The following is a 26,746-nucleotide window of genomic DNA, read 5'->3' as shown; positions in this document are numbered from 1 at the left end:
CAAAGAAAACGAAATCTTCCCAGGAGAAGCATAATGAATCTACTGTACAAAATTATCCAAACCGCTGCCGCCATGTGGCTCGGTATGCAGCTGACAGCAGGCTATGTTACTGCCCCTATCCTGTTCCGCCTTCTACCTAAAATGCAGGCGGGAGAAATTGCCGGCATTTTGTTTGCTATTACAGCAATATGTGGCTTAGTTATTTTTGGCGCAGCCTATGCCTTTTTCAGACGGCAGCTGGCTTCACTTTCTTGGTGGATCTTGGTACTTTGGCTACTCTTAGCCTGCAACCATCTTTTGGTTACGCCGGTTATCGAGGCACACAAGTACGGGCTGGATAACTGGCTGCTATCCCTAGTTGGAGGAACATTCGGCGTTTGGCACGGCTTATCCAGTATCCTCTTTTTGATTTGTACGATACTGGCAGCCATCTGCGTATGGAAATGGCCGAGGCCAAACTAATCTGTCTTAATAAAAGGCCGTCTGAAAATAAACCTTTCAGACGGCCTTTTATTTTGAATCATGAACTCCCCGACTCTTCAAATATAAACCATAAAAAAATGCCCTGCATATTGCAGGGCATTTTTCACAAACCGATTAAGGTTTAGCGTAACCGTGAACGCCATTGTAAGGAGCTGGGATCCAACCTTCATCAGTAGCAGGCAATTCGCCTTGACCTTCGATAGTTTGGCCTGGAGCAACTTGACGAGTAACAACGCTGCGGATTTTAACATCAACGCGACGGTCAGGTTCGATACAAGCGATAAGATCAGCACGTTTCTTAGCTTTAGAAACTTTTTTGCCCAATTTAGCAACTTCAGCTTCACAAGTAGCAGTCATGCGAGCTTGAGATTCGCCCAGACCTACTGCAGAGATTTTGCTAGAAGCAACGCCACGACCTACCAAGTAGTTAGCTACTACGTTAGCACGACGCTCAGACAAATCTTGGTTGTATTGCTCAGAACCCATGAAGTCAGTGTGACCTTCAACACGTACAGTTTGTACGCTTTCGTTGCTCAGGCGTTGAGCCAAAGAGTTCAGGTTTTCTTGAGCTTCAGGACGCAGGTTGTCTTTGTCGAAGCCGAACAGAGTTTTAGTAGACAGGGAAACAGTTTCATCAACATACTCAGGAGCTTGTTGTACGGGAGCAACTGCTTCACGATCACCACATTCAACACGGCCTTGGGTAGCTTTGTCGAAGTAGCTGTTTTTCCAGCATTCGCCGTAGTTGTTACGGACGATTTCTTGAGATTTGCTGCTTACGGTGTAACCGTGTTTGGTGTGCGCTTCGCTGGCCATAGCGGTGCCAGAGGCAACCAAGGCAACGAACAATGCGCTTAATTTCAGCTGTTTGGTCATTTTATTCCCTCATCAAATTGTTATGCGGCGGACTAGGAAAGCAACCGCTGCAAAGTACCAATATACAGGCCGCAGTATCAAAACAGCGGCAAATCGGATATATCAGGTTGCACTATAAAGAAGCGCAAGGCAAACTGTCAATACTCGATGCCTTCAAACAATCATGAAGTGCCTGCTTCCTAGTAGTTAATCATGCCGAAAAATCAATCTTGTGTCATTAATTTAGGGCAAAATCAGACAATTCATCCACCTAAAGTTGTACAAAAACAACAAAATCCTCTTCCCTCTTCTTTCTTGAATTTTCTGTTTTCATATCATTAAAAGATATTTTCATTAAAAACAAACATTTTCAAAACTCGGGGCAAAACTGGACAAAATATGTTAAATTACATGCCGTTTGTCGCACAAAATCCACAATAACAACGTATCCGGTACTGCCACCATGAAACTGCAACAATTACGTTATGCCCTTGAGGTTTACCGACACAATCTGAATGTCTCTGAAGCCGCCGATGCGCTTTTTACATCCCAGCCCGGCATTTCCAAACAAATCCGCCTGCTTGAAGAAGAATTGGGTATTCAAATTTTTATCCGCAGTGGCAAACGTGTGGTTTCCGTTTCGCAACCGGGCAAAGCCGTATTAGAGATTTCGGAACGGATTTTGCGTGATGTACAAAACATTAAAAATATCGGCAGCGAATTTACCGATCACGACAGCGGCTCGCTGACCATCGCGACAACGCATACCCAGGCGCGCTATGCTTTGCCCAAAATCGTTGCGGAATTTGTCAAAAACTACCCTAAGGTCAATTTGACCATCAAACAAGGCAGCCCCTCTGCCATTGCGCAAATGGTCAGCAGTGGCGAAGCGGATTTGGCAATTATTACCGAACAGATTGACGATCATCCTGAGTTGGGCAAACTGCCCTGCTACGAATGGAACCATGCCGTCATTGTTCCGCATGACCACCCTCTTTTGGACTGCCGCAATCCTTTAAGCCTTGAAGATTTGGCTTCTTTTCCGCTAGTTACTTACGAATTTGCTTTTAATTCCGGCAGCAGTATCGCGCGTACATTTAATAAAGCGCATATTGAGCAACCTGATGTTGCCTTATCGGCTGCCGATACAGATGTACTGAAGACGTATGTCCGCTTAGGTTTGGGCGTTGGGTTAATGGCCAAAATGGCGTACGATCCCGTTGTCGATCAAGATTTACAGCTGATTGATGCGGCACACTTATTTGAACCGTCACCCACTTGGATAGCCTTACGCTCGGATACTTACCTGCGCGGTTACGCGTATGACTTTATCCAGATGTTTGCACCGAAACTGACCAGAGAAGTAGTCGACCGCATTCTGTACACGCCGGTTGTTGAAGATTTTTCAATTTAATATCTGACTATCACTTGCGTAACTTAACAATTATTCTTTAATTCTTGTTAAAAAGGCCGTCTGAAATATTTCAGACGGCCTAAGATTCAGATAGCGTGCGAACAACCGGAAACCATTTTCTTCAAGGTTGTCGCATCTAAGATTTTGATGTGCTTGTGTTCAACCGAAATCAAGCCTTCATGATGGAATTTAGACAAGGTGCGGCTGACTGTTTCCAGCTTCAGCCCCAAATAGCTGCCGATTTCCTCACGCGACATCCGCAAGATAAAATCATTGGCGGCGAAGCCTCGTGAATAGAGGCGCTGAGACAAGTTTAGCAAGAATGCTGCCAATCGCTCTTCAGCGCGCATATTGCCCAAAAGCAGCATAACGCCCTGATCTCGAACAATTTCACGACTCATCAAGCGGAAAAAGTGAGAGCGGAGGCTGGGAATATCCTGACCGAGTTCTTCAATGTGTGTAAACGGAAGCTCGCATACCTCGCTGTCTTCCAAAGCCACAGCATCACAGCTGTGAATATGGGAACAAATCCCATCCATACCGATCAGCTCGCCCGACATAAAAAAGCCGGTTACCTGATCTCGTCCGTCTTGGCTGGCGACTGTTGTCTTAAAGAAGCCCGCACGGATGGCAAACAAAGAGGTAAACGGCTCGCCGGCACGGAACAGGTATTCACCTTTTTTCAGACGGCGGCTTTGACGAATAACCGCATCCAATTGTGAAAATTCGTTAGGCATTAGTCCGACAGGCAAACACAGTTCGCGTAAAGAACATGTGGAACACAAGGTTTTCATTTGATGTGTTGCATTGTGTGTAGCCATAACGCACCTTTAATTTGCTTAATTCTCTCAACCCCTGATTAAGCCGAATAACTATTGACCCATGTCAAAGTCGGCATATCATTATGAGGCATTCTACCAAACTATCGAAATTTTGACTAAAATTTTCCCTAATTTCCTCACTTTATACTACAAGCCCCGACCATGAAAATCATCCCCATCTCAAATAACACCAACACAAACAATGAATTACCGGAATTTGACCGTGAATTAATTGCCAGTTTGCCATCAAGCGGTCCACGTTATACATCCTATCCGACCGCCGACCGCTTCCATGAAGGCTTTAAAGAAGCCGAATATATCCAAGCTTTAAGCCTGCGCAACATGGGCGCGCTCAATAAACCCCTTTCGCTCTATATTCACATTCCTTTCTGCAATACCATCTGCTACTACTGTGGCTGCAACAAAATCATTACCAAAGACAAAAGCCGTGCCGATGCCTATATCCAGTATCTGGAAAAAGAAATGGAATTGCTGGCACCGCATTTGGGCGGACGACACCAGCTTGCACAACTCCACTTCGGCGGCGGCACGCCCACATTCCTGAGCGACGACCAACTCGAACGCGTATTCGACATGATCCGCAAATACTTCCAGCTGATTCCCAACGGCGAATACTCCATCGAAATCGACCCGCGCAAAGTCAGCCGCGAAACCGTCCTCAAACTGGGCAAACTCGGTTTCAACCGCATGAGTGTCGGTATTCAAGACTTTGACCCTAAAGTGCAGGAAGCGGTCAACCGCATTCAAAGTTATGAAGAAACCAAAGAAGTGATTGATGCCGCGCGTGAAGCCGGGTTTAAATCGGTCAGCGTCGATTTGATTTACGGCCTGCCGCACCAAAACACCGAAAGCATCAAAAACACCATCGATACGGTCTTATCCCTCGATCCCGACCGCCTCGCCCTTTACCACTACGCCCACCTGCCGCATATCTTCAAACCGCAACGCCGTATCGACACCAATGTCGTCCCCGGCAGCGAAGAAAAACTCGATATGCTGCAATATTGCGTTCAAACCCTGACCGAGCGCGGCTATGTTTTCATCGGCATGGACCACTTTGCCAAACCTGACGACGAGCTCTCCATCGCCCTCAAAGAAGGCTTCCTACAACGCAACTTCCAAGGCTACTCGACCTATGCCGACTGCGACTTGGTGGCAATCGGCGTATCTTCTATCGGCAAAATCGGCAGCACCTACTCCCAAAACGAGCGCGACATCGATGCCTATTACGCCGCACTCGACGCCGGACATCTACCGATTATGCGCGGCTACCAGCTCAATCAAGACGATATTTTGCGCCGCAACATCATTCAGGATTTAATGTGCCGCTTCTCGCTTGATTATCAAATTTACGAAAGCGTGTTCGGCATTCCGTTTAGCCGCTATTTTGTAGCGGAACTGGAAGATATGAAGCAACTGGAAACCCTCGGTCTGGTTCGTCTCAAACCGCACGGCCTGACCGTTACGCCGAAGGGCCGTTTCCTGATCCGCAACATCGCCATGGTGTTCGACTACCATTTACGCCATAAAGAAACTAAAGCCAAATACTCGCAAACCGTATAAACACTTAGGCCGTCTGAACATATGTGCTATATTTCAGACGGCCTTTTTTCACATCAAAAGCAACACAAAATGGATCAACCCGATTTCTTCCCCATTCCCAGCCCCTGCATCGGCGTTTGCGAAGCCAATGCCAAAGGCTATTGCAAAGGCTGCCTGCGCAGCCGGGAAGAGCGCTTGTACTGGCTCCAGATGACCGACAGCCAAAAGCATCAAGTCATGCACCTTCTATCCCTCAGGAAGGCCAAAATCCGCAACCGCAAACTGGAAAAACCCGAAACGAACGAACATCCAGTTCAAAACCTGCTCGATTTCTAAATTGCCCTTGCCTACCGCACACCACAATAAGGAAAAACATGAAAAAACTGCTTGCCTGCCTGCTGATACCATTTACCGCCCTCGCCTTGGGCGCCTGCAAACCCGCCGCAACTTTACCCGAAAGCAAACCTGCCGAACTTAACTGGCAGCAGCCCAAACTCACCAGCAATGTTTGGAAAATCAGCAAAGAAGGCCAACCCGATTCCTACCTGCTCGGCACCATCCACATGGGGCAAACCAATCAAACCTTGTCTCCCGATGCAGTCAAACTGTTGCAATCCACCGCCCAACTGACGACAGAAGTTGACGCATTGCCGGACAGCAGTCCGGAAACGAAAAAAATGTATCAAAAATACTTCAAAGAAATCATGAGTACCGAACCACTCAGCCGTAAGCTTGGCAAAGCAGATTTCCGTCTTTTACAAGAAATCTATTCACAAAATGAAGAGAGTCGACCCATCGCCCAAATTGCCGACAAACTCCATCCGTGGGCAGCATTCATTTTTGCCGGCAGTACATTTCCCCAAGGGTATAGCTCAGAAATCGGTGCAGATATGTTGCTGACCAACGCGGCAGCCGACATCAATAAGCCGCGTGGTTCATTGGAAAGTTTGGATGATGTTACCGCGATCTTCAAAGCACAGCCTGAAGAAACCATGCTCAACTTTCTGAAAGCCAGCATTAAAACCAATAAAGAAGAAACCGAAGATATCAAAAAACTCCATCAAGCCTATTCAGACGGCCGCTTTGAAGAACTGATCCCACTTTTGGAAGAAACCGAACAACGCACCCTCAAACGTGTTGATACCAAATACGCCAAAGCCATGTCCGATTGGCTGAAAAACGATCTCCTGATCCGCCGCAATTTGGCATGGCTGCCTGAAATCCGCAAGCAATCCACCAAACAAAGCACCCTCTTTGCCGTCGGTATTGCCCATTTACCCAGCGAAAAAGGCTTAATCGAACTATTGCGTCAAGAAGGCTATCAAGTAACGCCCGAACCCAAAGTCCTGATTTGGCAATAAACCCCAATCAAACAACAAGGCCGTCTGAAAGTCTTTCTTTCAGACGGCCTTTATTTAATCTCTATTAAATGAAGCGGTAAGCAATGTTGAGACAAAATCAATCGCCCAATGCCGCTACCATCACCGCTTTAATCGTGTGCATCCGGTTTTCTGCCTGATCAAACACAATGCTGGCTTCGCTTTCAAAGACTTCTTCCGTTACTTCCACGCCATTCAGGCTGAATGTCTCATAAATCCATTCGCCGACTTTGGTTTCGCGATTATGGAAAGCAGGCAGGCAATGCATAAACTTGACTTGCGGATTTTCAGCCGCAGCCATTAATTCGGGCGTAACTCGGTAACCTTTCAGCAAATCAATACGTTCCTGCCAAGCCTCTTTAGGCTCACCCATGCTGACCCACACATCGGTATGGATAAAATCCACGCCTTTCACGGCTTCTTTCACATTCTCCGTCAACAGAATCCGTCCGCCGGTCTCTTTGGCAACAGCCTGCACCGTCTTGATAATGTTTTCAGACGGCCACAGGCTTTTCGGCGCACCGATACGCACATTCATGCCCAGTTTCGCAGCCAACACCAGCAACGAATTGGCCATGTTGTAACGCGCATCGCCGACATAGGCAAACGCAATTTGGTTCAAAGGCTTATTGCTATGCTCGCGCATCGTCAGCGCATCAGCAAGCATTTGAGTCGGGTGGAACTCGTTGGTCAAACCATTGAACACAGGCACGCCTGCATACTTGGCCAGCTCTTCCACTACATTCTGTCCAAAACCGCGATACTCGATACCGTCAAACATCCGCCCTAAAACACGCGCCGTATCCTTAATGCTTTCCTTATGCCCGATTTGGCTGGCAGACGGCTCCAGATAAGTTACCCCTGCTCCTTGGTCGCGTGCGGCCACTTCAAACGCGCAACGGGTGCGGGTTGATGTTTTCTCGAAAATCAGGGCAATGTTTTTCCCCTTCATCCGCTGTACCTCACGCCCTGCTTTTTTAGCGGCCTTTAATTCGGCGGCAAGGTCGAGATAGGTGGTAATTTCTTCCGGCGTAAAATCCAAAAGTTTTAAAAAATGGCGGTTTTTCAGGCTCATGTCTTATTTCTCTTTTTCTAGCGTGGGCGTTGCCCAACATTTTTCTCCATGCAGATTTTTCCGGGCTTCCCCGACCTTCTGCTGCTCAATTTTTCAACGTGCGAAGCCTGCCCCTAATGCAGCCTCTTATCCTCTCAAAACTCAAAACAAGGCCGTCTGAACCTCGCCTCGCTCCAAGGCAAGCAACGATTGTTTGCGGTTCAGACCGCCTGCGTAGCCGGTCAGCTTACCGTCGCTGCCGATGACACGGTGGCAGGGAATCAGGATAGACACCTTGTTCTGCCCGTTGGCGGCGGCAACGGCGCGAATGGCTTTAGGATTACCCAACTGTTGCGCCTGCTCCTTGTAGCTACGCGTTTCGCCGTAAGGAATGGTCAGCAGCGCATTCCACACCTGCTGCTGAAAGGCTGTACCTATCGTTTCCAAAGACGTCGCAAAAACTTTCAGACGGCCTTGAAAGTATAAATCCAATTCTTGGCGTAAAAGTTGCGTTTGCTCATTTTCTTGGAAAATAAACTGCCCGCGCAAAGCTTTTTGAACAGCCATGATTTCCTGTTCCATATGTTTCTGACCGACAAATTCCAGCAGACACAAACCATTACTGCCGAACACCGCCAACATCTCGCCCAACGGCGTAGCAACCGCGGCCGCAGTCAGTTCGTTCGGACTATCAGGGTAACGCGCTTCCAACAGACGGATGGCTCGGCGGATACGGACATATTCTTCGGGCGTGCAGCCGATACGGTCGATAAAATCCTGCACGAACTGCTTGGCTTCGTGTTCCGTAAGACGCTCGTGCAGCAAGGCTTCGAGAGTAACGGGAAAGTCAGTTTCCAACTGCTCTCGGATTTCATTCCACCTTGATGGAAGGTCGTTTAAAGAAGGCAGAGTAATCATATTTTGCCTTGTCCAATTATCGATAACTTAAACGAAAACAAAAAGAGCAAAAGAATCATATCGCCCTATCGTTTTTCAAAGCCTATACGGCCTTTTTCACTTAAACAAACGTTTCAACATACCTTCATATACTGCCGACAGCTTCGGAATATCTTCCAAACGTACGTTTTCGTTGATTTGGTGGATGGTCGCGTTAGACGGGCCTAATTCGATGAGTTCTTTGGCAATGGCTTTGATGAAGCGCCCATCCGAAGTACCGCCGGTAGTGGACAATTCGGCCTCAACGCCACAAATCTCGGCAATGGCTTCGCGCGCCACATCGGTCAGTTTTCCGGCCTGAGTTAAAAACGGTTGGCCGGAACAAGACCACTGCAAATCATATTGCACGCAGTGTTTGTCCAAAATGGCGTGGACGCGTTGTTTCAGCCCTTCTTCGGTGGACTCGGTAGAAAAGCGGAAATTGAATTTGACGTTCAGCTCGCCCGGAATAACATTGGTCGCGCCTGTACCGCCGTTGATATTGGAAATTTGGAAACTGGTCGGTGGAAAGTATTCATTGCCCTCGTCCCAGACTTCTTGTGTCAGCTCCAGCAAGGCCGGGGCAAAAGTATGCACGGGATTGATTGCCAAATGCGGATAGGCAATATGGCCTTGCTTGCCTTTGACGGTCAGATTGCCCGACAACGAGCCACGGCGGCCGTTTTTCAACATATCGCCTAATTTATCCACGGCAGTCGGTTCACCGACGATACAGTAATCAATCAACTCGCCGCGCGCTTTCAACACATCGACGACTTTAGTCGTACCGTCCAGCGCATCGCCCTCTTCGTCGGAAGTAATCAGGAGCGCGATACTGCCTTGATGATCGGGATGTTCGGCAACGAAACGCTCGCAGGCGGTAACGAAGCAGGCAATGCTGGTTTTCATATCCGCCGCGCCGCGGCCATACAGACAGCCTTCACGCTCGGTCGGTTCAAACGGGGGTGAATCCCATTTTTCAACAGGGCCTGTCGGCACGACGTCGGTATGTCCGGCAAAGCAGAACAACGGAGCCTGCGTACCGCGTCGCAACCAAACATTTTTGGTGTCGCCAAAATGAAGCTCTTCTACGGCAAAACCGATTTTTTGCAGGCGTTCGGCCAGCAGTTGTTGGCAGTTTTGATCATCCGGCGTAACAGATGGGCGGGAAATCAGCTCTTTGGCAAGCTCTAAGGATTGAGTTTCGGTCATATTTGTTCACTTTGAGAAACAGGCCGTCTGAAACGTTCTGAATATAATTTTCAGACGGCCTTGATTTATTTGAAGATACTGAATGGGCAGTCTGCCTTTCAGTCTTCTGAGTTATTGTCCATGGCAAGCTTCATACAGCGGCAGTAATTCTTCCACTGTTTCCACTATCCATTTCGCGACATCCTGCTTGCCCAAATCATCGCGTTCGATGTGTTTTCCGATACAGAAGAAATCTTTGTCGTCCCGAAGCTTTCTATCGCCGTCGCTTTGTTGGGCGACGGTGCGGTAGTCGTCATATTCGCTTTCCGCGCCGTGCCACATATCGAAGGAAGCGTATTTTTCAGTATCAAAATTATCTAGCCAGCGGTTGTAATCAGGCAGCGCAATAGGTGAAACATCGGCTTTATAGCAGTGCCAATCCAAGCTGACACTCAAACGGCGGCGATTCAGCAAAATCGACAAAATTGCTGCGGAATTTTTATATTGTTCGTATTTGAAATAGGCAAAGAAATGAGCGCGGACCTGCCAGCCGTTACACCAGCGTTCGATATGCGGCGGCGCGAACGGTGCACCCAATTCGGCGGCAACCTGCTGGATCAGCTGCTGCCATACCTGCCAGTTTTCTTTATAGTCTGCCTTGATTTGCGGAATGCTTTCAGGCTGGTATTTTTTAAGCTGGGAAAACTGGAAAAAAGGGATATTGAACAAATCGCAACTTTTTGGGGTCAGCATAGTGTATTCCTTGAGACGATTGTTTCAGACGGCCTTATTTACGGCGGCGTGCGGCCATAATTTCGCCGATTTCGGTTAATTTTTCTTTGGGGATAAAGGTTTTGCCCATATCAAACAGCGGCTCTTCAATCGCCAGATGAACATCATATCCTGCGACAAAACGTTTGAATGCTTCGGCATCGGGGATATAGGCGTTGTCCGCTTCAAGCTTGGCAAATTCAGCCGCTACGCCGTCCCAGTTACTATGCAGACTGACATGTTGGCGCAACAGCTCGTCAACGCTTTCTTGAGCTTGCGGCGCATATTGCAATAAAAGCGGAAAGAAGTTTTCTTCTTCATCTTCATGGTGTAACGGCGCGGCAACGTTGAAATACTGGGCAATTTGGCGGATGGTTTGCAAAACAACCTGATTACAGCCGTTTTCGGCAATATAGTCCGACAACATGGCAACCTGATTGCAGAAACGGCGCACTTTGCCGTGGCAGGCATATAGCATTTCAATGGGTTCGGCAAAAGTAACGCTTTTGGTTTCAAACGGATTCATGGTTTTGAGGTTTTATTCTTAAATTAATGTTTCCAGATTATAACAAAACAGCCTGCGCAAGGCAGGCTGTCTGTTTTCGAGCTTGAGGCGGATTAGTCAACCAAAGTAACTTTACCGTTCATCAAAGCACCGTGACCTGGGAAGGTACAAGCGAATTTGTATTCGCCGTCAGCCAGTTTGGCAGGATCCAGAGTCAAAGAAGATTCTTCGCCGCCACCGATCAGTTTGGTGTGGGCAACAACGCGCGCATCATCAGGTTTAACGTAGTCAGTGTCAGCTGCGCCAACGCCATCTTTGAAAATACCGTCCATGTCTTCAGTTTTACCGATGACAATGTTGTGACCCATGCTGGCTTTAGGTTGGGTACCGGTGTGTTTCAGGGTGATGGTGAATTCTTTACAAGCTTTGCTTACTTGGATTTCTTTAGTGTTGAACTGCATAGCGTCGTTGGCTTCAACAGTAGTCGCGCAGTTGCCGGCAGCAGGAGCAGCGGCAGCGTCGGCTGGAGCGGCTTCAGAAGCAGGAGCTGCATCAGCAGGTGCAGTAGTTTCTGCAGGGGCAGCTTCGGAAGCAGCAGGGGCTTCAGCAGGTTTTGCAGCTTCTTGAGAGCATGCAGCCAAGCCGATAACGGCAGCGGAAATCAGAGCCAGATAAGCTTTCATTGATGTATCTCCTAATGATGAGAGTTTTGTTAAGTTCTATTAATAGCACCACACGAATATATTAATAAAAGGCAAACGCCAAACTAAAATTTATCCGCATAGCGTGATGTGAAATTCAGGCGTTATTTTGCTACAAACTTCACACGAAATCAAAGTTTCAAGCCAAGTTTACATCAGTTTACCTAAAAGAAAACAGATACTTTCTAGGTCGTATTTCTTTAGTATTAGATGCTATCATCCGAATGAAATAATTTTTAACATTTATTAACAATAATCTCATCTGACATAATTTTAACGGCTGTGCTTGCGTACCAATTCTGCCAATGCCGCCGCCAATTCGGGATGTTTTCCTTCCAATTTGGCTGCCGCCTCGTCAAAACTGTCTAAAGCTGCCTCGCTCAATCGCAAACTATTGGTTTTCGGCTGAGTCGGAGGCTTGGGGACTACCCTGACCACCACTTCCCTTACCCCTGCATGCAATGCTTGCAACTTGGGCAACATGGCAGGCAGGATCATTTTCAAACGCGAAGCAGCCATATTATTGGCGGCAAGCAAAACCAATCTTCCGTCTTCTACGCAGGCCGTCTGAAAATGCGGATGCAGGTTGGCCGGCAAAACCGTTTTGATTTTTGCATCCAATTTCCGCCATTGTTGCGATTGTTGCAACAAGCCCGCCAATAAATGATCGCGCTTGCCTAATTGTGCTAAATCCATATATTTCAGACGGCCTCTCAGTAAATTAACCAAACAATTACAATTGAAATACAGCAAAACCGCCTTTATTTCAAACAGCATTACCGCGTTATACAAGCGCTTGTGTTAAAATCCCAATTTCGCCCACTATTATATCAAGGCGCAGGAATTATTCATGCTGACAAACATTGCTAAGAAAATCTTCGGCAGCCGCAACGACCGCCTGCTGAAACAATATCGTAAATCCGTTGCCAAAATCAACGCGCTTGAGAAACAAATGCAGGCCTTGAGCGATGCAGAACTGCAAGCTAAAACAGCCGAATTCAAACAACGTCTCGCCGATGGACAAAGCCTGGACGACATCTTGGTCGAAGCCTTTGCCGTCTGCCGCGAAGCATCGAGCCGTGTATTGGGCATGCGCCACTTTGATGTACAGCTGATCGGCGGTATGGTCCTGCACAACGGCAAAATCGCCGAAATGCGTACCGGTGAAGGTAAAACTCTGGTGGCCACCCTTGCCGTTTATCTGAATGCATTGTCAGGAAAAGGCGTACACGTCGTTACCGTAAACGACTACCTCGCCTCCCGTGACGCGAGCATTATGGAGCCGTTGTACAACTTCTTAGGCTTGAGCGTCGGCGTGATCGTCGCCGATTTGCAACCTTTTGAACGCCAAACTGCTTATGGTGCCGACATTACTTACGGTACAAACAACGAGTTCGGTTTCGACTACCTGCGCGACAATATGGTGACCGACCAATACGACAAAGTTCAACGTGAATTGAACTTTGCCGTTGTCGACGAAGTGGACTCCATTCTGATTGACGAAGCGCGTACGCCGCTGATTATTTCCGGCCAGGCGGATGACAACATCCAGCTCTACCGTGTAATGAACGCTGTTCCTGCCCACCTTATCCGCCAAGAAACCGAAGAAGGCGAAGGCGATTACTGGGTAGATGAAAAAGCACACCAAGTCATCCTGAGCGAAGCCGGTCACGAACACGCCGAGCAAATCCTGACCCAAATGGGCTTATTGCAGGAAAACGATTCGCTCTACTCTGCCGCCAATATTTCCCTGATGCACCACCTCATGGCGGCATTGCGCGCACACACCCTGTTCCACAAAGACCAACATTACGTCATTCAAGACGGCGAAATCGTGATTGTGGACGAATTTACAGGCCGTCTGATGGCCGGCCGCCGCTGGTCCGAAGGCTTGCACCAAGCTGTTGAAGCTAAAGAAGGCGTAGAAATCAAACGCGAAAACCAAACGCTTGCATCTATTACCTTCCAAAACTACTTCCGCCTGTACAGCAAACTGTCCGGTATGACTGGTACGGCCGACACCGAAGCCTTCGAGTTCCAAAGCATTTACAACCTCGAAACCGTCATCATCCCGACCAACCGTCCTGTACAACGTAAAGACTTCAACGACCAAATCTTCCGCTCAGCCGAAGAAAAATTTGAAGCCGTTGTCAAAGACATCGCCGAATGCCATAAAAACGGCCAACCGGTTTTGGTCGGCACAACCAGCATCGAAAACTCCGAACTGGTTTCTGACTTATTACATAAAGCAGGTCTGCCGCATAACGTTCTGAACGCCAAAGAACACGAGCGCGAGGCATTAATTGTCGCTCAAGCCGGTAAAGTCGGCGCGATTACCGTTGCCACCAACATGGCAGGCCGCGGTACCGACATTGTCTTGGGCGGCAACCTCAAACATCAAATCGAAGCCATCCATGCCGATGAAACCTTGAGCGAACAGCAAAAACAAGCGCAAATTTCAGCCCTTGAAAGCGGTTGGCAAGCTGAACACGACCAAGTTGTGGCCGCAGGCGGTTTGCACATTATCGGTACAGAACGCCATGAAAGCCGCCGTATCGACAACCAGTTGCGCGGTCGTGCGGGCCGTCAGGGCGACCCCGGCTCCAGCCGTTTCTATCTGTCGTTTGAAGACCCATTATTGCGCCTGTTTGCACTCGACCGTGCCGCTGCCATCCTCAACCGTCTGGCACCTGAACGCGGCGTTGCCATCGAACACGGCCTGCTGACCCGTCAAATCGAAGGCGCGCAACGTAAAGTCGAAGGCCGCAACTTCGATATGCGTAAACAGGTTTTGGAATACGATGACGTTGCCAACGACCAACGTAAAGTGATTTACCATCAACGTAACGAAATCCTGACCAGCAAAGACGTCAGCGATTTGACCCGCGAAATCCGCGCCGACGTTATCAGCGACTTGGTTGATTACCACATCCCGCCTGACAGCATGGAAGAGCAATGGGACATTCCGGCACTGGAGCACCAACTTGCCGCCGATTTCCGCCTGCATGTCGATATTAAAGGCTGGCTGAAAGAAGACAGTACTTTAGACAACCAAGACATTAAAGAGCGCCTCATCAAACGCATCGAAGACGAATATGCCGAGAAAGTCGAATTGGTCGGCAAACAGGCCATGTCTGACTTCGAACGCAATGTTATGCTGCAAGTTATCGACAACCAATGGCGCGAACACCTCGCCGCTATGGACTACCTGCGCCAAGGCATCCACCTGCGCAGCTATGCTCAGAAAAATCCGAAACAGGAATACAAACGCGAAGCTTTCGCCATGTTTGAAAATCTGTGGCGCGGTATCAAACAAAACATTGCCGCTTTGCTGACCGCCGTTCAAATCGAGCGCAACAGCGAATACGACCATACTGCCGCACAAAGCGTCAGCGATGTTCAAACCGTCCACTCCGATGCGCCTGATATGGAAGAATTGCTAGGTCAATCGCAAACCGATTTGGTTACCGAAGCATTCGATCCTGACGGCACAGACTTCAGCCCTGAAGCGCTTGCACAAAATGGCCTGATTGTTCACCGCAACGATCCTTGCCCTTGCGGCAGCGGCCTGAAATACAAACAGTGCCACGGTAAATTAAACTAAGCAGTCATCTCAAAAGGCCGTCTGAATAAGTGTAAAAACGAAATCAAAGATTCTCGTTTCACCGTTCAGACGGCCTGAGAATTATCCAAATAAGCAAAAAATTTCCAAACCCAATTTCAAAAGAGTATCCCTATGGCAGGCAATACCTTCGGACAAATCTTTACCGTTACCACTTTCGGCGAAAGCCACGGCGCAGGCTTGGGCTGCATCATTGACGGCTGCCCGCCCGGATTAGAATTGAGCGAAGCGGATATCCAATTTGACCTTGACCGTCGCAAACCCGGCACCAGCCGCCACGTTACCCAACGCCGCGAAGCCGACCAAGTCGAAATCCTCTCCGGCGTATTCGAAGGCAAAACCACCGGTACCCCCATCGCCCTCCTGATCCGCAATACCGACCAACGCAGCAAAGACTATGGCAATATCGCCACCAGTTTTCGTCCCGGACACGCCGATTACACCTACTGGCACAAATACGGTACACGCGACTATCGCGGCGGCGGTAGAAGTTCCGCCCGCGAAACCGCTGCCCGCGTTGCAGCCGGAGCAGTTGCAAAAAAATGGCTGAAAGAAAAATTCGGCACGGAAATTACCGCTTACGTTACCCAAGTCGGTGAAAAAGAAATCCAGTTTGAAGGTTACAAATATATTTCCCAAAATCCTTTTTTTGCAGCAAACCAAAGCCAAATTGAAGACTTGGAAAACTATATGGACAGCGTGCGCAAATCATTGGATTCTGTCGGCGCAAAACTTCATATCGAAGCAGCCAACGTCCCTGTTGGCTTGGGCGAACCGGTTTTTGACCGCCTCGATGCAGAAATTGCCTATGCCATGATGGGCATCAATGCTGTCAAAGGCGTGGAAATCGGTGCAGGTTTTAATAGCGTAACGCAACGTGGCAGCGAACACGGTGACGAGCTCACGCCACAAGGCTTTCTATCCAACCACTCAGGCGGCATCTTGGGCGGCATCAGCACCGGACAAGACATTCATGTAAATATTGCCATCAAACCCACCAGCTCCATCGCCACACCGCGCCGGAGCATTGATATAGAGGGCAACCCTGTCGAGCTTGCCACACACGGCCGCCACGACCCCTGCGTCGGATTACGCGCCGCTCCGATTGCAGAAGCCATGCTGGCATTGGTATTGATTGACCACGCCTTACGCCATCGTGCGCAAAATGCCGATGTAGTGGTTGATACGCCAGATATTGCCAAGACTCGCGGGTAAAATCTAAAAGGGTCGTCTGAAAACGCCTATTTATATGATATTATGATATGGCACTTTTCAGACGACCTTAAACTATATATCCGGGCCTTATAATAGAAAATACTGAAAACCACACATCCGTCGCACCACCTGCCAAAATCCACACAGCCGCCTATGTCCTTGCAGGCATTTCCTTTATTCCGCTTATCGGTTTGATCTTCGGCATAGCGACTTTGGTTTTAAGTATATTGGGATGGCGCAAACGCGGTGCAAAAATCGTTGCCTTGATTGCCTCCTTAGGAATGTTATGCACCGTCGCGCTTTATGGTGCATTGTTTTATTTCGGCTTTATTCAGCGAGGAGGCGTGTACGACGAACTAAGGCAACAACTGACGGCCAATACTTTGTCTAGTTTGGTTTCCGAAGTCGAATTCTACCGTCTGCAACACGGTGTCTATCCTGAATCATTAGAGCAGCTCCAAGAAACTCAGCCGAACAAGCCGATATTTATGTACGATACGAGTACTACGCCTTTAAGTTCCGAACCGCTCCGACTGTTTTATTACGAACGCAGTGGCGATGCGCATTATTATTTGCGTAGCGTGGGCAATGATGGCAAAGCGTTTACTGCTGACGACATCCTGCCTAATATTGAACAGACCGAAAACAGCAAAATCGGTCTATTATTGCAAAAAGAAGCTCAGTAAAGATTGAATGGGTACTTCAAATCCTTTTCGGAGGCTGAAAATACGAAGCGCTTCATCTGCTCACTTGAGATCGTCTGAAACTAAACATTTAGAATCGAATATTCTCAGAAAAATTTAGCCAAATCACAGTCTTTATACTACAATAGCACCTTATTGCCGTATGACGAAAATACGGATTTATATTAGAGGAATACAACCGCAATGGCACAAGAAACCGCTTTGGGCGCTGCGCTGAAATCTGCCGTCCAAACCATGAGCAAGAAAAAACAAACAGACATGATTGCCGACCACATTTACGGCAAATATGATGTGTTCAAACGATTCAAACCGTTGGCTGTCGGCATTGACCAAGATTTGGTTGCCGCCCTGCCTCAATACGACCCTGCACTGATTGCACGCGTACTGGCCAACCACTGCCGCCGTCCGCGCTATCTGAAAGCCTTGGCTCGCGGCGGCAAACGTTTTGACTTGAACAACCGCTTCAAAGGCGAAGTCAGCGTAGAAGAACAAACCATCGCCCAACAGCACCCAGCCGTTCAACAGGCATTAGCTGCACAAGCCGAACGCCAAGCCGCTAAGGCTACCGCTGAAGCAGAAACAGCTCCTGCACAAGCTGAGACCAACGAAGCTGCTGAATAATGTTCAGACGGCCTGATAAGGCTCATACTAAATAGAAAAACCCCAATTCGATACGGCACTTAAACGTCAATGAATTGGGGCTTTTTTATTGCCTTAACCTTATAATGGATTGATTAAAAATAGCTTTGTTTGCCCTCACTAAGCCCCAAAATCTTTTCTAAGCTATTCCCAATAAGGTATTTCTCTATTACCTTGATTATTCTTGTATCAGTTCAAACATTGAACAGCATTATTTGTTCAACATTAAGGCAAATTAAAATCTCCTCTTATAAACATAAAAGGCCGTCTGAAATATCTTTCAGACGGCCTTTTTAAATCAAATAATCAATTAAAACACGGCTTGCAAAACCAAATAGCTGACAACAGACAAAACGGCAGCTGCAGGCAAGGTAATTACCCAAGCAAGGCCGATCGGTTTCATCAATTTCCAGTTGGCATTGCGGTTAACCAAGCCGATACCCAAAACTGCACCCACCAAGATATGGGTACTGGAAACAGGCAAGCCCATAAATGATGCGGCCATCACGACGGCGGCGGCAGAAAGCTCTGCAGAAAAACCTGACGCGGGGTGCATTTCTGCCAAGCTGGTGCCTACGGTTTTAATCACTTCTTTACCGACAAACCATAAGCCGACGATCAAAGCGATACCGAAAGTCAACATGGCAATTGGCGGCACGGCGTTTTGAGCAGTAATGCTGTTGGTACGCAACACATCCATAATCGCGGCAAACGGACCAATCGCATTGGCAATATCGTTTGCACCATGGCTGAATGCGAAACCGCAAGCGGTAAATACCTGCATCCATGAGAACATTTGGAAGGTTGATTTATCCAAATCTTTGCGTTTCAAACTTTTGGCGAATACAAACGTACCCATCCAAATAGCCGCGCCGATCATGAAAATGGTCAGAAAGCTGTTGACGTTGCTCATACCTAAATGCAGATTTTTCAGACCTTTGAAAATCAACATGGCCGCAATCATCATGCCGCCGACAGAAGCAATAAACGGCACCCAAGAATGCAGGGCTTTGTAAGAATCAACTTCTCCCTTACGGCTGTCAAAGCGGTGCAGACCGCGATAATACTCAGACTGCAATTCTTCAGGATCAAAGTCCGGCTCATCATAAATTTGGGCATCGTGCGCCATTTTGGTGGCGTATTCGACTTTTTCAGACTCACTCAAGGCTTCAAAAAACAGGCGGTGCTCTTCTTTATAGGCTTTCTTCTCCAGCTTGATGCCTTTGAGCGTATTATCAGCCCAAGAGTTGTAGTCCAAAACGTTTTTCTTAATTCGTGAAAACAACAGATAGGAAACGATACCGCCCAATACCGGAGACAAAATCCAAGACAAGGCAATTTCGCCCAACTTGTCCCATTGAATCAGCGCAACGGAATCCACACCGTTCAATGCCGCCATACACAAGGCGCTACCGACGATACCGCCGATAATGGCATGTGTCGTGGAAACCGGCAGGCCTTTGTGCGATGCAAAAAGCAGCCACAATGCGGCAGCCAAAAGCGCAGACATCATAATAAAGACAAACTGCATCGGATCCAGATGCATGCCATTCAAATCGACAATACCCTTACGGATGGTATCTGTTACCTCGCCGCCGGCAATCACTGCGCCGCTGACTTCAAATACTGCCGCAATCAATAAAGCTTGAGGAATGGTCAATGTGCCGGAGCCGACACTTGTACCGAAAGAGTTGGCAATATCGTTACCACCCACATTAAACGCCATAAAAACGCCGAAAAAGGTAGCAAGGATAAACAGGCCGGAGTGGTTGTAGTGGGTATAACCCAAGCCCCAATAAATAAAATAGCCGACCATGCTCACAAGCATAGCGGCAAAAACCGTATTAATCAGCTTCAAGTTCGCACTCGACTGAGTTTGAGCCATGGAAAGTTTCCTTTTGGAAAACATGTTGAGTCGCGTTATTTTAACCTTTTTGTAATCTTTCTTGCACCAACTATTTACATTAAATGCCGAAATTCCCGTAAAAACGTCAAAAGGCGTTAAAATGTCGTTTTACCCTCTCTTTCTGTAACCGAAATGCAACCCCAATACTATATCGGCATCATGTCCGGAACCAGCATGGACGGTGCCGATGCCGTACTGATTCAAATGCGGGGCAAGCAATGGCAACGCGCCGTTGCCCACAGCTTCCTACCCTATTCAGACGGCCTGCGCCAAGAATTGTTGGCACTGCAAGACATAGGCGAAAATGAATTGCACAGAAGCAATATCCTGGCACAAACACTCAGCCGCCTATACGCCCAAACCGTCCAGCAACTATTGGCAGAACAAAACCTGTCGGCCAAAGACATTGCCGCAATCGGCTGCCACGGACAAACCATCCGCCATGCGCCTGAACACGGTTACAGCATTCAACTGGTCAACCTCCCCCTATTGGCCGAACTGACCAGCATTTTCACGGTCGGCGACTTCCGCAGCCGCGACCTTGCCTGCAACGGTCAAGGTGCGCCCCTCGTCCCAGCTTTTCACGAAGCGTTGTTTCAAGATGCGAATGAAACTCGTGCCGTACTCAACATTGGCGGCATTTCCAATATCAGCATTCTTCCGCCCGACAGCCCTTCTTTCGGCTTCGATACCGGCCCCGGCAATATGCTGATGGATGCATGGATGCAACATATTTGGCGACAGCCTTACGACAAAAACGGGGAAAAAGCCGCACAAGGCAAAGTCCTCCCAGACCTGCTCGCTTCCCTACTCGACCATCCTTACTTCAGCCGCCCTTATCCGAAAAGTACAGGCCGAGAATTGTTTTCCCTAAGCTGGCTTCAAGGCCGTCTGAAAGGTAATGAAAAGCCGGAAGATGTGATACGCACATTGGTCCTTTATACTGCACAAACCATTTTTGATGCGACCAAACAAGCTGCTCCAGCAATTCATAATCTTTATATCTGCGGCGGCGGCATCCGCAATCCGGTTTTGATGCAAGACTTGGAAACCCTGTTTTCTCCCGACACCAAATTGCACAGCACAGCCAAGCTCCATCTTGACCCGCAATGGGTCGAAGCAGCCGCTTTTGCCTGGCTTGCAGCCTGTTGGTGCAATCAAGTTCCGAGCAATCCCCACCATGCAACCGGCGCACATTCACACCGAATCTTAGGATCGGGACATTACGGTAACTAAAGTTGAATCAATAAAAAGGCCGTCTGAACATTTTCAGACGGCCTTTACTATATTAGCCTTTACTTATTCTTCTTCCGGCAAACGGTTGATTTTTACACGGGCAATCCGTTGTCCGTCCTTCTCAACCACTTCAAAACGCCAGCCATGATAATCGATGAAGTCGCCCACATCAGGAATACTTTGCAATTCTTCCATAATCAAGCCGGCAACGGTATGGAAATCCGTGTCTTCCTCTTGAACAGGCAGGTTTAATTGAGAAGCCAATTCCACATACTCCAATGCACCATCCACAGACAGCGTTTCATCCTGACTGGCCGGAGCAGCTTCTTCTTCCTCACGCTCGAATTCCTCGGGGAACTCACCGGCAATGGTTTCCAACAAATCTTTCATAGTCACCATACCCAGCACCGCGCCAAACTCATCCACCACCAACGCATAATCCGCGCTGCTTTGACGGAACAATTCAATCGCATTCAACGCCGTCGTACTATCCGGCAAAATCAACGGCTGGCGCAAGGCCGTCTGAATATTGATTTCTCCCGATTCAAGCAGCTGGTTCAGCAAATCTTTTTTACTGATATAGCCCAACGGCTCATCTACACCTGCCTTACCAACAACCAACAAACGGCTATACGGCGTATTTTTCAACTGCGCATTTTGTTCTTCCCGACTTTGGGAAATATCCAATTTCTCGATTTCCCGACGCGGAATCATCACACCCATAATCGGACGCTCCGCCAAAGTCAGCACGCTGCGAATCATGGATTTTTCGTTTTCTTCAAAATGCTCGTCATCGCCGCCATTATCGCCTGCTTTTGCCAAAATGCTTTCGCGGATACCCATCATGCCCAACACATTTTCAGCGGTGCGCTTACGCCAAGAAGTGCTGATGTAGTCATTTTTGCGGGCATTCTTTTGCGAAACCTGATTAAACAGTTCGATCAAAATCGAGAAGCCGATCGCCGCATACAAATAGCCTTTCGGAATATGGAAATGGAAGGCTTCCGCAATCAGACTGAAACCAATCATCAACAAGAAACCCAAACACAACATCACGACGGTCGGATGCTTGTCGACAAAAGCAGTCAACGGTTTGCTGGCGGAAATCATCACCGTCATCGCCACAACAACCGCACCCATTGCCACCACAATATGATCCACCATCGCCACTGCCGTAATGACAGAATCGATAGAGAAAACCGCATCCAAAATCAAGATTTGCACCACAACGCCCCAAAAAGCAGAATGCTTCTTCTGCCCTTCAGCAATAGCAAATTGATTGTGGCCTTCAAGGCGTTCGTGCAACTCAGTAGTCGCTTTATAAAGCAGGAAAATACCGCCGGCAAACATAATCATATCTTTACCGGAAATCTCCAGACCGCCCAACTCAAACAAAGGACGCGTCAGCGTCATGATGTGCGCCATAAAGCCCAGCATAAAAATCCGAATAACGACAGCCAAACCCAAGCCCGTTATCCGCGCCCTATCCCGTTGCAACGGTTTGACCTTGTTTGCCAAAATCGCTACGAAAACAAGGTTATCAATACCTAAAACAACTTCCAAAACCAGAAGCGTGGCAAAGCCTATCCAAGTATGCGGCTCTGCCAACCAACTGAAATCCATAATGATTGCGTTCCTTTAAAATACAAAAAGGCAGCCGTTCCGCTTAAAACGGACAGACTGCCAAAGTTCGGGCATAAATAAAGGGAAAGAAGCGGTATAACAACTACTCTGCTCTGCGTCTTTCATGAAAAATTTATGCCTCGATCAACAATAATGGCAATCAGTTTATCAGTTTGACGAAAGAAAGGCAAAATCTGACAGCATATTTTCTTTTAAAAACAGCCTATACCAGCACTTACCAGCTTTCAGACGGCCTTTTCTTACTTGATAAAACCATCAATCGGCGCATAACCCAAGAAATCTGCCTGTTCATTCAATATCACAACCCATTCTTTACTTCGCGCACTGGTAAACGGCAAGAAATACAACTCTTTCCCATCATTTCTCAGCGAAGCCTGTTCCAAAATTGACTCCTCATTCATGCCACGGGCTTTTGCCAAGACAGACAACGGTTTCATTGCTTTACGAATTTTCTCACGTTCCTGCTGCGAATCTGGCAACCACCAAGAAGGCCTCATACTCGGTTCAACACCTTTCAAAGACAAATCAAGACCTTGGTTAGCTTCGTCCGGGCTCATCGCTTCACGCAACCCAACACGGCGTACGCCAAACCAAGATAAATCCTGCAAATCCTTCGGAGCATGGCTCAAATCATTTACATCAATTTCTGCAGCAGTTACCACATTTATCCTATCGGTTTCGAATGCGGAAACCACTGGACGCGCCAAAGATACGTTGTACAAACCATAAATTAAAGCAACCAGCTGAATCATGCCGATTAAGGAAAAATCAATAATCCTCTCTTTAAGTTTCTTGCTCGGGCTGGCAAGAATCAAAGTCAGCAACGGGCCGCAAACAATATCTACTGAAATGACCAGTTTATATAAAGCCAATCCGCCTGTCAGTTCGGCATACGGATAAGGATACCAAACTCCAAATACCAACAAAGCGGCCAATCCTGCCAAAATCAGACTAATCAACAAATGCCATGCCGCATTTTTTAATGCGAACCGAAAGCGTGGTGAAGAATGTAATGTATGTGCGTTTTCCATAGATAACAACAAGATATTATTTCTTCTATAAATATTATGTATAGCTTAAAAAATAAATGAGATATTTAAATATGCTGGTAGGCCGTCTGAAAATTGAAGCATTAACTGCAACCATCTCACCACGCATTATTAATATGTTTAAAATACCAATAAATAGATAAAATAAAAACCACCATACAAGATGGTGGTTTTAAAATTTGGCTCCCCGACCTGGGCTCGAACCAGGGACCTGCGGATTAACAGTCCGTCGCTCTACCGACTGAGCTATCGGGGAATTAAAGATGGAATTATATAGAAAATATCAGAAACTTGTCAAGCAACAATCTATATAAAAACAAAAATATTTTATATCTTTTTAATTTATAAAACTTTATAAGATTTCAGCAATTTGTTTGGCCGCACGTTTCGCATCCAACAAAATCAAGCCCAATTTACCGCTTTCTTTTGCCATCAATACCAACACTGCATTTTCACCTGCTTGACTCAACAGAATATAGCCATTTTTACCTTTAACCATTACCTGATCCAACTCACCGCAAGCCAACTCATGTACGGAACGATTACCCAATGCCAAAAGCGTTGCCGACATCGCACCTACACGGTCTGCATTCAGGTGGGAAGGCAGCATGGTTGCGATCGGCAGGCCGTCTGTAGAAATAACTGCAGAAGCAGTGATATCAGCAGAGGTATTGTTCAAATCGCTTAATACAGAGATTAATAGTTGTTGCATAGTCGCTCCATTCTAAAATAAATATCGGTCAGGCAAAAATCAACGGCTGCCGTATCGGTGGTACAGCACTTTAACCAAAGTAACAAAAGCCTCTTTATTTAAGTCAGGCATTCCGCCAATTACCAAAATCAGCTTGGTCATGCCAATATACAGAGGGAAAAAGGTCAATTCACTTTGGCCTGAAGGATCACAAATACCCCATGCACTATTATTGATATGCAGGTTATTGCGAATCAAAAGACGGTGATTGTCTTCCATTTTAGCCACTTCGCTCGCCAAAAGGCCCAACTCTTCCGCAGCCTCGTGATGAAAATTGGCATTGGCGAAATACAAACCGTTTTCATCAGCCAATAAAGCTTTGCCAGAATTGGACAACTGTTCCAACAATGTAGGCAATTGCTCGTCAGTCAAATGGATATCGTCTGTGCTGATTTCTTCATCACCATACAAAAATTCCAAGCGTTGGAGCCGATACAGCAGGTTCAAAGCAGTATTGATGTCGCTGGTATCCGCCCATGCCAAGATTTTTTCGCTGCTGATGGTTTCAGACGGCTCTGCACGCAACAGGCCATACAATAAAGTTCTGCTGGCACTGGGCGTATCATTTGAAACAGCATAATACGCACCCGCCGGTGTAATCTTAGGATATAAATTTGCTTGTAAAGAAAGTGTCGCTTCCATCTTATACCTCTAATCCGGGGTCAATTGAGAACAACATGGCAGTAACCAATTGTTTTACATCGTCTTCTCGACGCGCATCAATCTCAAAAACCGGTACATTAAAATTATTCTGTGCTAAATATTTTTGATAAACATCCACGCTTGGTAAGGATCGGATATCCATCTTCGTTACCCCTACAACCAAAGGCGCTTTTTTCAGCAATTCCCGGAATGCATCCAAGAAGAATTGCAAGTCTTTCAATGGATTGCTTCTTGTATTATCCAAAAGAAGCACCAAACCCATACTGCCTTGGCTCAGAATTTCCCACATGAAATTAAAACGCTCCTGACCAGGCGTACCATAAAGATGGACCTTGGTTTCCTCATCCAAATGAATGACACCGTAATCCATCGCTACAGTCGTGTACCCCTTGCGGACAAGTGTCATATCGGATGCGGATGCATCGGTTTGAACCGGTGGTTCATCAGATAAAGCTGAAATTGCAGTGGTTTTACCTACGCCAACAGGACCGGTAAAGATAATTTTATTTTCTTTCATGACGTGTCCTTTACGATTTACCCAGCAACTTACGCATCAGGCGTTGCAACAGGCCGCGAGGTTGTTCTTTCGACGGACCGGCAATTTTTTGAGCCTCTTTGCTCATTGCTGTTTCAGGTACGTCTTTGCTATTCACATCAATCTGTTCGTTCAATGAAGGCGTATTGTTCGCATCAGTTGCAAACTCTGTATCTGTCGCCAAAAAGCCGGTCATATATGTTGCCGATAAATAGTTCAAAATATCAGGCATTTCTAAAGGCATAACTTTATAGAGGATGTTCAGATTAACAGACGTTTTCGTCAGAAATGCCGACAGACGCATAGATTCCGGAACATGTGCCAAACGGGTTAAGTTTGGCCACCGCTTGAGTGTAAAAACAGTTTGCGGCGTCATCGGATAAATCAGACGGCCTGATGCAGTCCAAATAGCCATTTGCCACAAGCATGACATAATGGTGACTTTGGCTTTTTCTTTCCATTGAGGATTATCAGGAACAGCCTTACACACGACAGCCAAGTTATCGTTCTTACACAATTTCTCCAACTCATTGGCACTGACTGTCAACAGTACACGCTGAATACTAGGAAACACGATTAATATCGGCTTGCCTTCATGCAAGACAGCAACATCTTGATGTCCTTGACTGGCAAATTTCAGCGCGCCCAACAAGCCTTTATTTGGATTAAATCGGCGAATGGTTGCTTTTCTAGTGCCATCGGAATTTGATTGTCTTTTATTCTCTTCAGCCGCTTGTTGCTCAGACGGCTCAAAAACATTACCGCCTTGAGCCAGGCTGCGCAAAACAGGAAACAAAGTATCAAATTTGACCGGCTTAGCCAAATAAGGAGTCGTTACTGTCGGCAACTCGGAAGAAAACATAGCCACAGGTACTTCCGGATAAGTTTTCTTCGACTCTTTCCAAGCTTCTACACCTGCCGGAGTATCGGTATCAACCAATACCAAATCCGGTTTTTCATCAGAATCAGGGGAAACGATGACGTAATTCGTCGTATTGTGCATTTTAAATGCCATACGGAATACCGCCTGCTGTTGCTCACCCATCTCCTGTAACATAACCCGTATGGTTTTAATTTTTGGTAAATGATTATTCATCACTCGTACTTTC

At 47.2% G+C, this 26,746-nt stretch carries 26 protein-coding genes and 1 tRNA gene; 10 read left to right on the top strand and 17 right to left on the bottom strand.

Features of this window, described 5'->3' with window-relative positions; all coding sequences use genetic code 11:
- Positions 1–33: 33 nt before the first annotated feature.
- Positions 34–462, top strand: coding sequence for a DUF4149 domain-containing protein (locus tag ACTHR7_RS06590; protein ID WP_107868238.1), 429 nt, complete (start codon positions 34–36; stop codon positions 460–462).
- Between the two features lie 135 nt (positions 463–597).
- On the opposite strand, the gene ACTHR7_RS06585 is transcribed toward ACTHR7_RS06590, so the two are convergent.
- The gene (locus tag ACTHR7_RS06585) at positions 598–1,359 is read right to left on the bottom strand and encodes an OmpA family protein (protein ID WP_107868239.1); all 762 of its coding nucleotides are present in this window, start codon (positions 1,357–1,359) and stop codon (positions 598–600) included.
- A gap of 442 nt (positions 1,360–1,801) precedes the next feature.
- Between ACTHR7_RS06585 and ACTHR7_RS06580 the strand changes: the two genes are divergently transcribed.
- On the top strand, positions 1,802–2,752 hold the full coding sequence (locus tag ACTHR7_RS06580) for a CysB family HTH-type transcriptional regulator (RefSeq protein ID WP_049336754.1): 951 nt from the start codon (positions 1,802–1,804) through the stop codon (positions 2,750–2,752).
- Positions 2,753–2,838: 86 nt separating this feature from the next.
- Here ACTHR7_RS06580 and fnr read toward each other — a convergent pair whose 3' ends face one another.
- Entirely contained in the window at positions 2,839–3,573 is a 735-nt protein-coding gene (gene fnr / locus ACTHR7_RS06575) for a fumarate/nitrate reduction transcriptional regulator Fnr (RefSeq protein WP_039862092.1), read from the bottom strand.
- A 162-nt stretch (positions 3,574–3,735) separates the two neighbouring features.
- Between fnr and hemN the strand changes: the two genes are divergently transcribed.
- The 3 genes from hemN (at position 3,736) to ACTHR7_RS06560 (ending at position 6,497) form a co-directional block, all read left to right on the top strand.
- The gene (hemN, locus tag ACTHR7_RS06570; protein WP_107868240.1) at positions 3,736–5,157 is read left to right on the top strand and encodes an oxygen-independent coproporphyrinogen III oxidase; all 1,422 of its coding nucleotides are present in this window, start codon (positions 3,736–3,738) and stop codon (positions 5,155–5,157) included.
- Between the two features lie 69 nt (positions 5,158–5,226).
- Positions 5,227–5,472, top strand: coding sequence for a DUF1289 domain-containing protein (locus ACTHR7_RS06565; protein ID WP_107868276.1), 246 nt, complete (start codon positions 5,227–5,229; stop codon positions 5,470–5,472).
- 38 nt (positions 5,473–5,510) lie between these two features.
- A complete protein-coding gene (locus tag ACTHR7_RS06560; RefSeq protein ID WP_440370545.1) occupies positions 5,511–6,497 on the top strand; it encodes a TraB/GumN family protein in 987 nt (328 codons plus the stop codon).
- Positions 6,498–6,594: 97 nt separating this feature from the next.
- Here the strand turns inward: ACTHR7_RS06560 and argF are convergent, their stop codons facing one another.
- The 7 genes from argF to ACTHR7_RS06525 all read right to left on the bottom strand — a co-directional run bounded on the left by argF (position 6,595) and on the right by ACTHR7_RS06525 (position 12,369).
- Complete coding sequence (argF, locus tag ACTHR7_RS06555; protein ID WP_107868242.1) at positions 6,595–7,590, bottom strand: ornithine carbamoyltransferase; 996 nt, start codon at positions 7,588–7,590, stop codon at positions 6,595–6,597.
- A 141-nt stretch (positions 7,591–7,731) separates the two neighbouring features.
- Positions 7,732–8,487 (bottom strand): methylated-DNA--[protein]-cysteine S-methyltransferase, encoded by a 756-nt coding sequence (locus ACTHR7_RS06550; protein WP_107868243.1) that lies wholly within the window; start codon positions 8,485–8,487, stop codon positions 7,732–7,734.
- Positions 8,488–8,583: 96 nt separating this feature from the next.
- Entirely contained in the window at positions 8,584–9,717 is a 1,134-nt protein-coding gene (gene dapE / locus ACTHR7_RS06545) for a succinyl-diaminopimelate desuccinylase (RefSeq protein ID WP_107868244.1), read from the bottom strand.
- A 111-nt stretch (positions 9,718–9,828) separates the two neighbouring features.
- Complete coding sequence (locus ACTHR7_RS06540) at positions 9,829–10,449, bottom strand: glucose-6-phosphate 1-dehydrogenase family protein (RefSeq protein WP_107868245.1); 621 nt, start codon at positions 10,447–10,449, stop codon at positions 9,829–9,831.
- A 34-nt stretch (positions 10,450–10,483) separates the two neighbouring features.
- Entirely contained in the window at positions 10,484–10,993 is a 510-nt protein-coding gene (locus ACTHR7_RS06535) for a hemerythrin domain-containing protein (protein WP_070584903.1), read from the bottom strand.
- A gap of 92 nt (positions 10,994–11,085) precedes the next feature.
- Entirely contained in the window at positions 11,086–11,655 is a 570-nt protein-coding gene (gene azu / locus ACTHR7_RS06530; protein WP_070460143.1) for an azurin, read from the bottom strand.
- A 291-nt stretch (positions 11,656–11,946) separates the two neighbouring features.
- Complete coding sequence (locus ACTHR7_RS06525; RefSeq protein WP_199900392.1) at positions 11,947–12,369, bottom strand: DciA family protein; 423 nt, start codon at positions 12,367–12,369, stop codon at positions 11,947–11,949.
- A 154-nt stretch (positions 12,370–12,523) separates the two neighbouring features.
- On the opposite strand from ACTHR7_RS06525, the gene secA reads away from it, so the two are divergent.
- From secA to ACTHR7_RS06505, 4 genes are all read left to right on the top strand, one after another.
- On the top strand, positions 12,524–15,277 hold the full coding sequence (gene secA / locus ACTHR7_RS06520) for a preprotein translocase subunit SecA (protein WP_107810701.1): 2,754 nt from the start codon (positions 12,524–12,526) through the stop codon (positions 15,275–15,277).
- A gap of 132 nt (positions 15,278–15,409) precedes the next feature.
- Positions 15,410–16,510: a chorismate synthase gene (gene aroC, locus ACTHR7_RS06515; RefSeq protein ID WP_293203853.1), complete on the top strand. Its 1,101-nt coding sequence runs from the start codon at positions 15,410–15,412 to the stop codon at positions 16,508–16,510.
- A gap of 212 nt (positions 16,511–16,722) precedes the next feature.
- On the top strand, positions 16,723–17,196 hold the full coding sequence (locus ACTHR7_RS06510) for a type II secretion system protein GspG (RefSeq protein WP_440370544.1): 474 nt from the start codon (positions 16,723–16,725) through the stop codon (positions 17,194–17,196).
- 201 nt (positions 17,197–17,397) lie between these two features.
- Positions 17,398–17,835 (top strand): ProQ/FINO family protein, encoded by a 438-nt coding sequence (locus ACTHR7_RS06505; RefSeq protein ID WP_070712254.1) that lies wholly within the window; start codon positions 17,398–17,400, stop codon positions 17,833–17,835.
- A 328-nt stretch (positions 17,836–18,163) separates the two neighbouring features.
- Here the strand turns inward: ACTHR7_RS06505 and ACTHR7_RS06500 are convergent, their stop codons facing one another.
- Positions 18,164–19,738, bottom strand: coding sequence for an inorganic phosphate transporter (locus ACTHR7_RS06500; protein ID WP_070606917.1), 1,575 nt, complete (start codon positions 19,736–19,738; stop codon positions 18,164–18,166).
- A gap of 153 nt (positions 19,739–19,891) precedes the next feature.
- On the opposite strand from ACTHR7_RS06500, the gene ACTHR7_RS06495 reads away from it, so the two are divergent.
- The gene (locus ACTHR7_RS06495; RefSeq protein WP_440370543.1) at positions 19,892–20,995 is read left to right on the top strand and encodes an anhydro-N-acetylmuramic acid kinase; all 1,104 of its coding nucleotides are present in this window, start codon (positions 19,892–19,894) and stop codon (positions 20,993–20,995) included.
- A 63-nt stretch (positions 20,996–21,058) separates the two neighbouring features.
- Here ACTHR7_RS06495 and ACTHR7_RS06490 read toward each other — a convergent pair whose 3' ends face one another.
- The 7 genes from ACTHR7_RS06490 to ACTHR7_RS06460 all read right to left on the bottom strand — a co-directional run bounded on the left by ACTHR7_RS06490 (position 21,059) and on the right by ACTHR7_RS06460 (position 26,733).
- Positions 21,059–22,618, bottom strand: coding sequence for a TerC family protein (locus ACTHR7_RS06490; protein WP_440370542.1), 1,560 nt, complete (start codon positions 22,616–22,618; stop codon positions 21,059–21,061).
- 260 nt (positions 22,619–22,878) lie between these two features.
- The gene (locus ACTHR7_RS06485) at positions 22,879–23,670 is read right to left on the bottom strand and encodes a fimb protein (protein ID WP_107857293.1); all 792 of its coding nucleotides are present in this window, start codon (positions 23,668–23,670) and stop codon (positions 22,879–22,881) included.
- Between the two features lie 198 nt (positions 23,671–23,868).
- A tRNA-Asn gene (locus ACTHR7_RS06480) sits at positions 23,869–23,944 on the bottom strand.
- 96 nt (positions 23,945–24,040) lie between these two features.
- A complete protein-coding gene (locus tag ACTHR7_RS06475; protein WP_070460119.1) occupies positions 24,041–24,400 on the bottom strand; it encodes a roadblock/LC7 domain-containing protein in 360 nt (119 codons plus the stop codon).
- A gap of 39 nt (positions 24,401–24,439) precedes the next feature.
- On the bottom strand, positions 24,440–25,081 hold the full coding sequence (locus ACTHR7_RS06470; protein WP_070584884.1) for a peptidase M23: 642 nt from the start codon (positions 25,079–25,081) through the stop codon (positions 24,440–24,442).
- Position 25,082: 1 nt separating this feature from the next.
- Entirely contained in the window at positions 25,083–25,619 is a 537-nt protein-coding gene (locus ACTHR7_RS06465) for a GTP-binding protein (protein WP_003748733.1), read from the bottom strand.
- A gap of 10 nt (positions 25,620–25,629) precedes the next feature.
- Positions 25,630–26,733 (bottom strand): response regulator transcription factor, encoded by a 1,104-nt coding sequence (locus ACTHR7_RS06460; RefSeq protein ID WP_070584882.1) that lies wholly within the window; start codon positions 26,731–26,733, stop codon positions 25,630–25,632.
- Positions 26,734–26,746: the final 13 nt, after the last annotated feature.

The organism is Neisseria sp. P0007.S010, from assembly GCF_051962875.1.
GTDB classification, from domain to species: Bacteria; Pseudomonadota; Gammaproteobacteria; order Burkholderiales; family Neisseriaceae; genus Neisseria; species Neisseria subflava_A.
The sequence above is the reverse complement of the archived record's forward strand: the minus strand, read 5'-3'. Positions and strand labels throughout refer to the sequence as shown.

Excerpts from the sequence above, each read along its gene's own strand:
- ACTHR7_RS06590 (WP_107868238.1), top strand. The coding sequence starts at position 34 with ATGAATCTACTGTACAAAATTATCCAAACCGCTGCCGCCATGTGGCTC.
- ACTHR7_RS06585 (WP_107868239.1), bottom strand. The coding sequence starts at position 1,359 with ATGACCAAACAGCTGAAATTAAGCGCATTGTTCGTTGCCTTGGTTGCC.
- ACTHR7_RS06580 (WP_049336754.1), top strand. The coding sequence starts at position 1,802 with ATGAAACTGCAACAATTACGTTATGCCCTTGAGGTTTACCGACACAAT.
- fnr (WP_039862092.1), bottom strand. The coding sequence starts at position 3,573 with ATGGCTACACACAATGCAACACATCAAATGAAAACCTTGTGTTCCACA.
- hemN (WP_107868240.1), top strand. The coding sequence starts at position 3,736 with ATGAAAATCATCCCCATCTCAAATAACACCAACACAAACAATGAATTA.
- ACTHR7_RS06565 (WP_107868276.1), top strand. The coding sequence starts at position 5,227 with ATGGATCAACCCGATTTCTTCCCCATTCCCAGCCCCTGCATCGGCGTT.
- ACTHR7_RS06560 (WP_440370545.1), top strand. The coding sequence starts at position 5,511 with ATGAAAAAACTGCTTGCCTGCCTGCTGATACCATTTACCGCCCTCGCC.
- argF (WP_107868242.1), bottom strand. The coding sequence starts at position 7,590 with ATGAGCCTGAAAAACCGCCATTTTTTAAAACTTTTGGATTTTACGCCG.
- ACTHR7_RS06550 (WP_107868243.1), bottom strand. The coding sequence starts at position 8,487 with ATGATTACTCTGCCTTCTTTAAACGACCTTCCATCAAGGTGGAATGAA.
- dapE (WP_107868244.1), bottom strand. The coding sequence starts at position 9,717 with ATGACCGAAACTCAATCCTTAGAGCTTGCCAAAGAGCTGATTTCCCGC.
- ACTHR7_RS06540 (WP_107868245.1), bottom strand. The coding sequence starts at position 10,449 with ATGCTGACCCCAAAAAGTTGCGATTTGTTCAATATCCCTTTTTTCCAG.
- ACTHR7_RS06535 (WP_070584903.1), bottom strand. The coding sequence starts at position 10,993 with ATGAATCCGTTTGAAACCAAAAGCGTTACTTTTGCCGAACCCATTGAA.
- azu (WP_070460143.1), bottom strand. The coding sequence starts at position 11,655 with ATGAAAGCTTATCTGGCTCTGATTTCCGCTGCCGTTATCGGCTTGGCT.
- ACTHR7_RS06525 (WP_199900392.1), bottom strand. The coding sequence starts at position 12,369 with ATGGATTTAGCACAATTAGGCAAGCGCGATCATTTATTGGCGGGCTTG.
- secA (WP_107810701.1), top strand. The coding sequence starts at position 12,524 with ATGCTGACAAACATTGCTAAGAAAATCTTCGGCAGCCGCAACGACCGC.
- aroC (WP_293203853.1), top strand. The coding sequence starts at position 15,410 with ATGGCAGGCAATACCTTCGGACAAATCTTTACCGTTACCACTTTCGGC.
- ACTHR7_RS06505 (WP_070712254.1), top strand. The coding sequence starts at position 17,398 with ATGGCACAAGAAACCGCTTTGGGCGCTGCGCTGAAATCTGCCGTCCAA.
- ACTHR7_RS06500 (WP_070606917.1), bottom strand. The coding sequence starts at position 19,738 with ATGGCTCAAACTCAGTCGAGTGCGAACTTGAAGCTGATTAATACGGTT.
- ACTHR7_RS06495 (WP_440370543.1), top strand. The coding sequence starts at position 19,892 with ATGCAACCCCAATACTATATCGGCATCATGTCCGGAACCAGCATGGAC.
- ACTHR7_RS06490 (WP_440370542.1), bottom strand. The coding sequence starts at position 22,618 with ATGGATTTCAGTTGGTTGGCAGAGCCGCATACTTGGATAGGCTTTGCC.
- ACTHR7_RS06485 (WP_107857293.1), bottom strand. The coding sequence starts at position 23,670 with ATGGAAAACGCACATACATTACATTCTTCACCACGCTTTCGGTTCGCA.
- ACTHR7_RS06475 (WP_070460119.1), bottom strand. The coding sequence starts at position 24,400 with ATGCAACAACTATTAATCTCTGTATTAAGCGATTTGAACAATACCTCT.
- ACTHR7_RS06470 (WP_070584884.1), bottom strand. The coding sequence starts at position 25,081 with ATGGAAGCGACACTTTCTTTACAAGCAAATTTATATCCTAAGATTACA.
- ACTHR7_RS06465 (WP_003748733.1), bottom strand. The coding sequence starts at position 25,619 with ATGAAAGAAAATAAAATTATCTTTACCGGTCCTGTTGGCGTAGGTAAA.
- ACTHR7_RS06460 (WP_070584882.1), bottom strand. The coding sequence starts at position 26,733 with ATGAATAATCATTTACCAAAAATTAAAACCATACGGGTTATGTTACAG.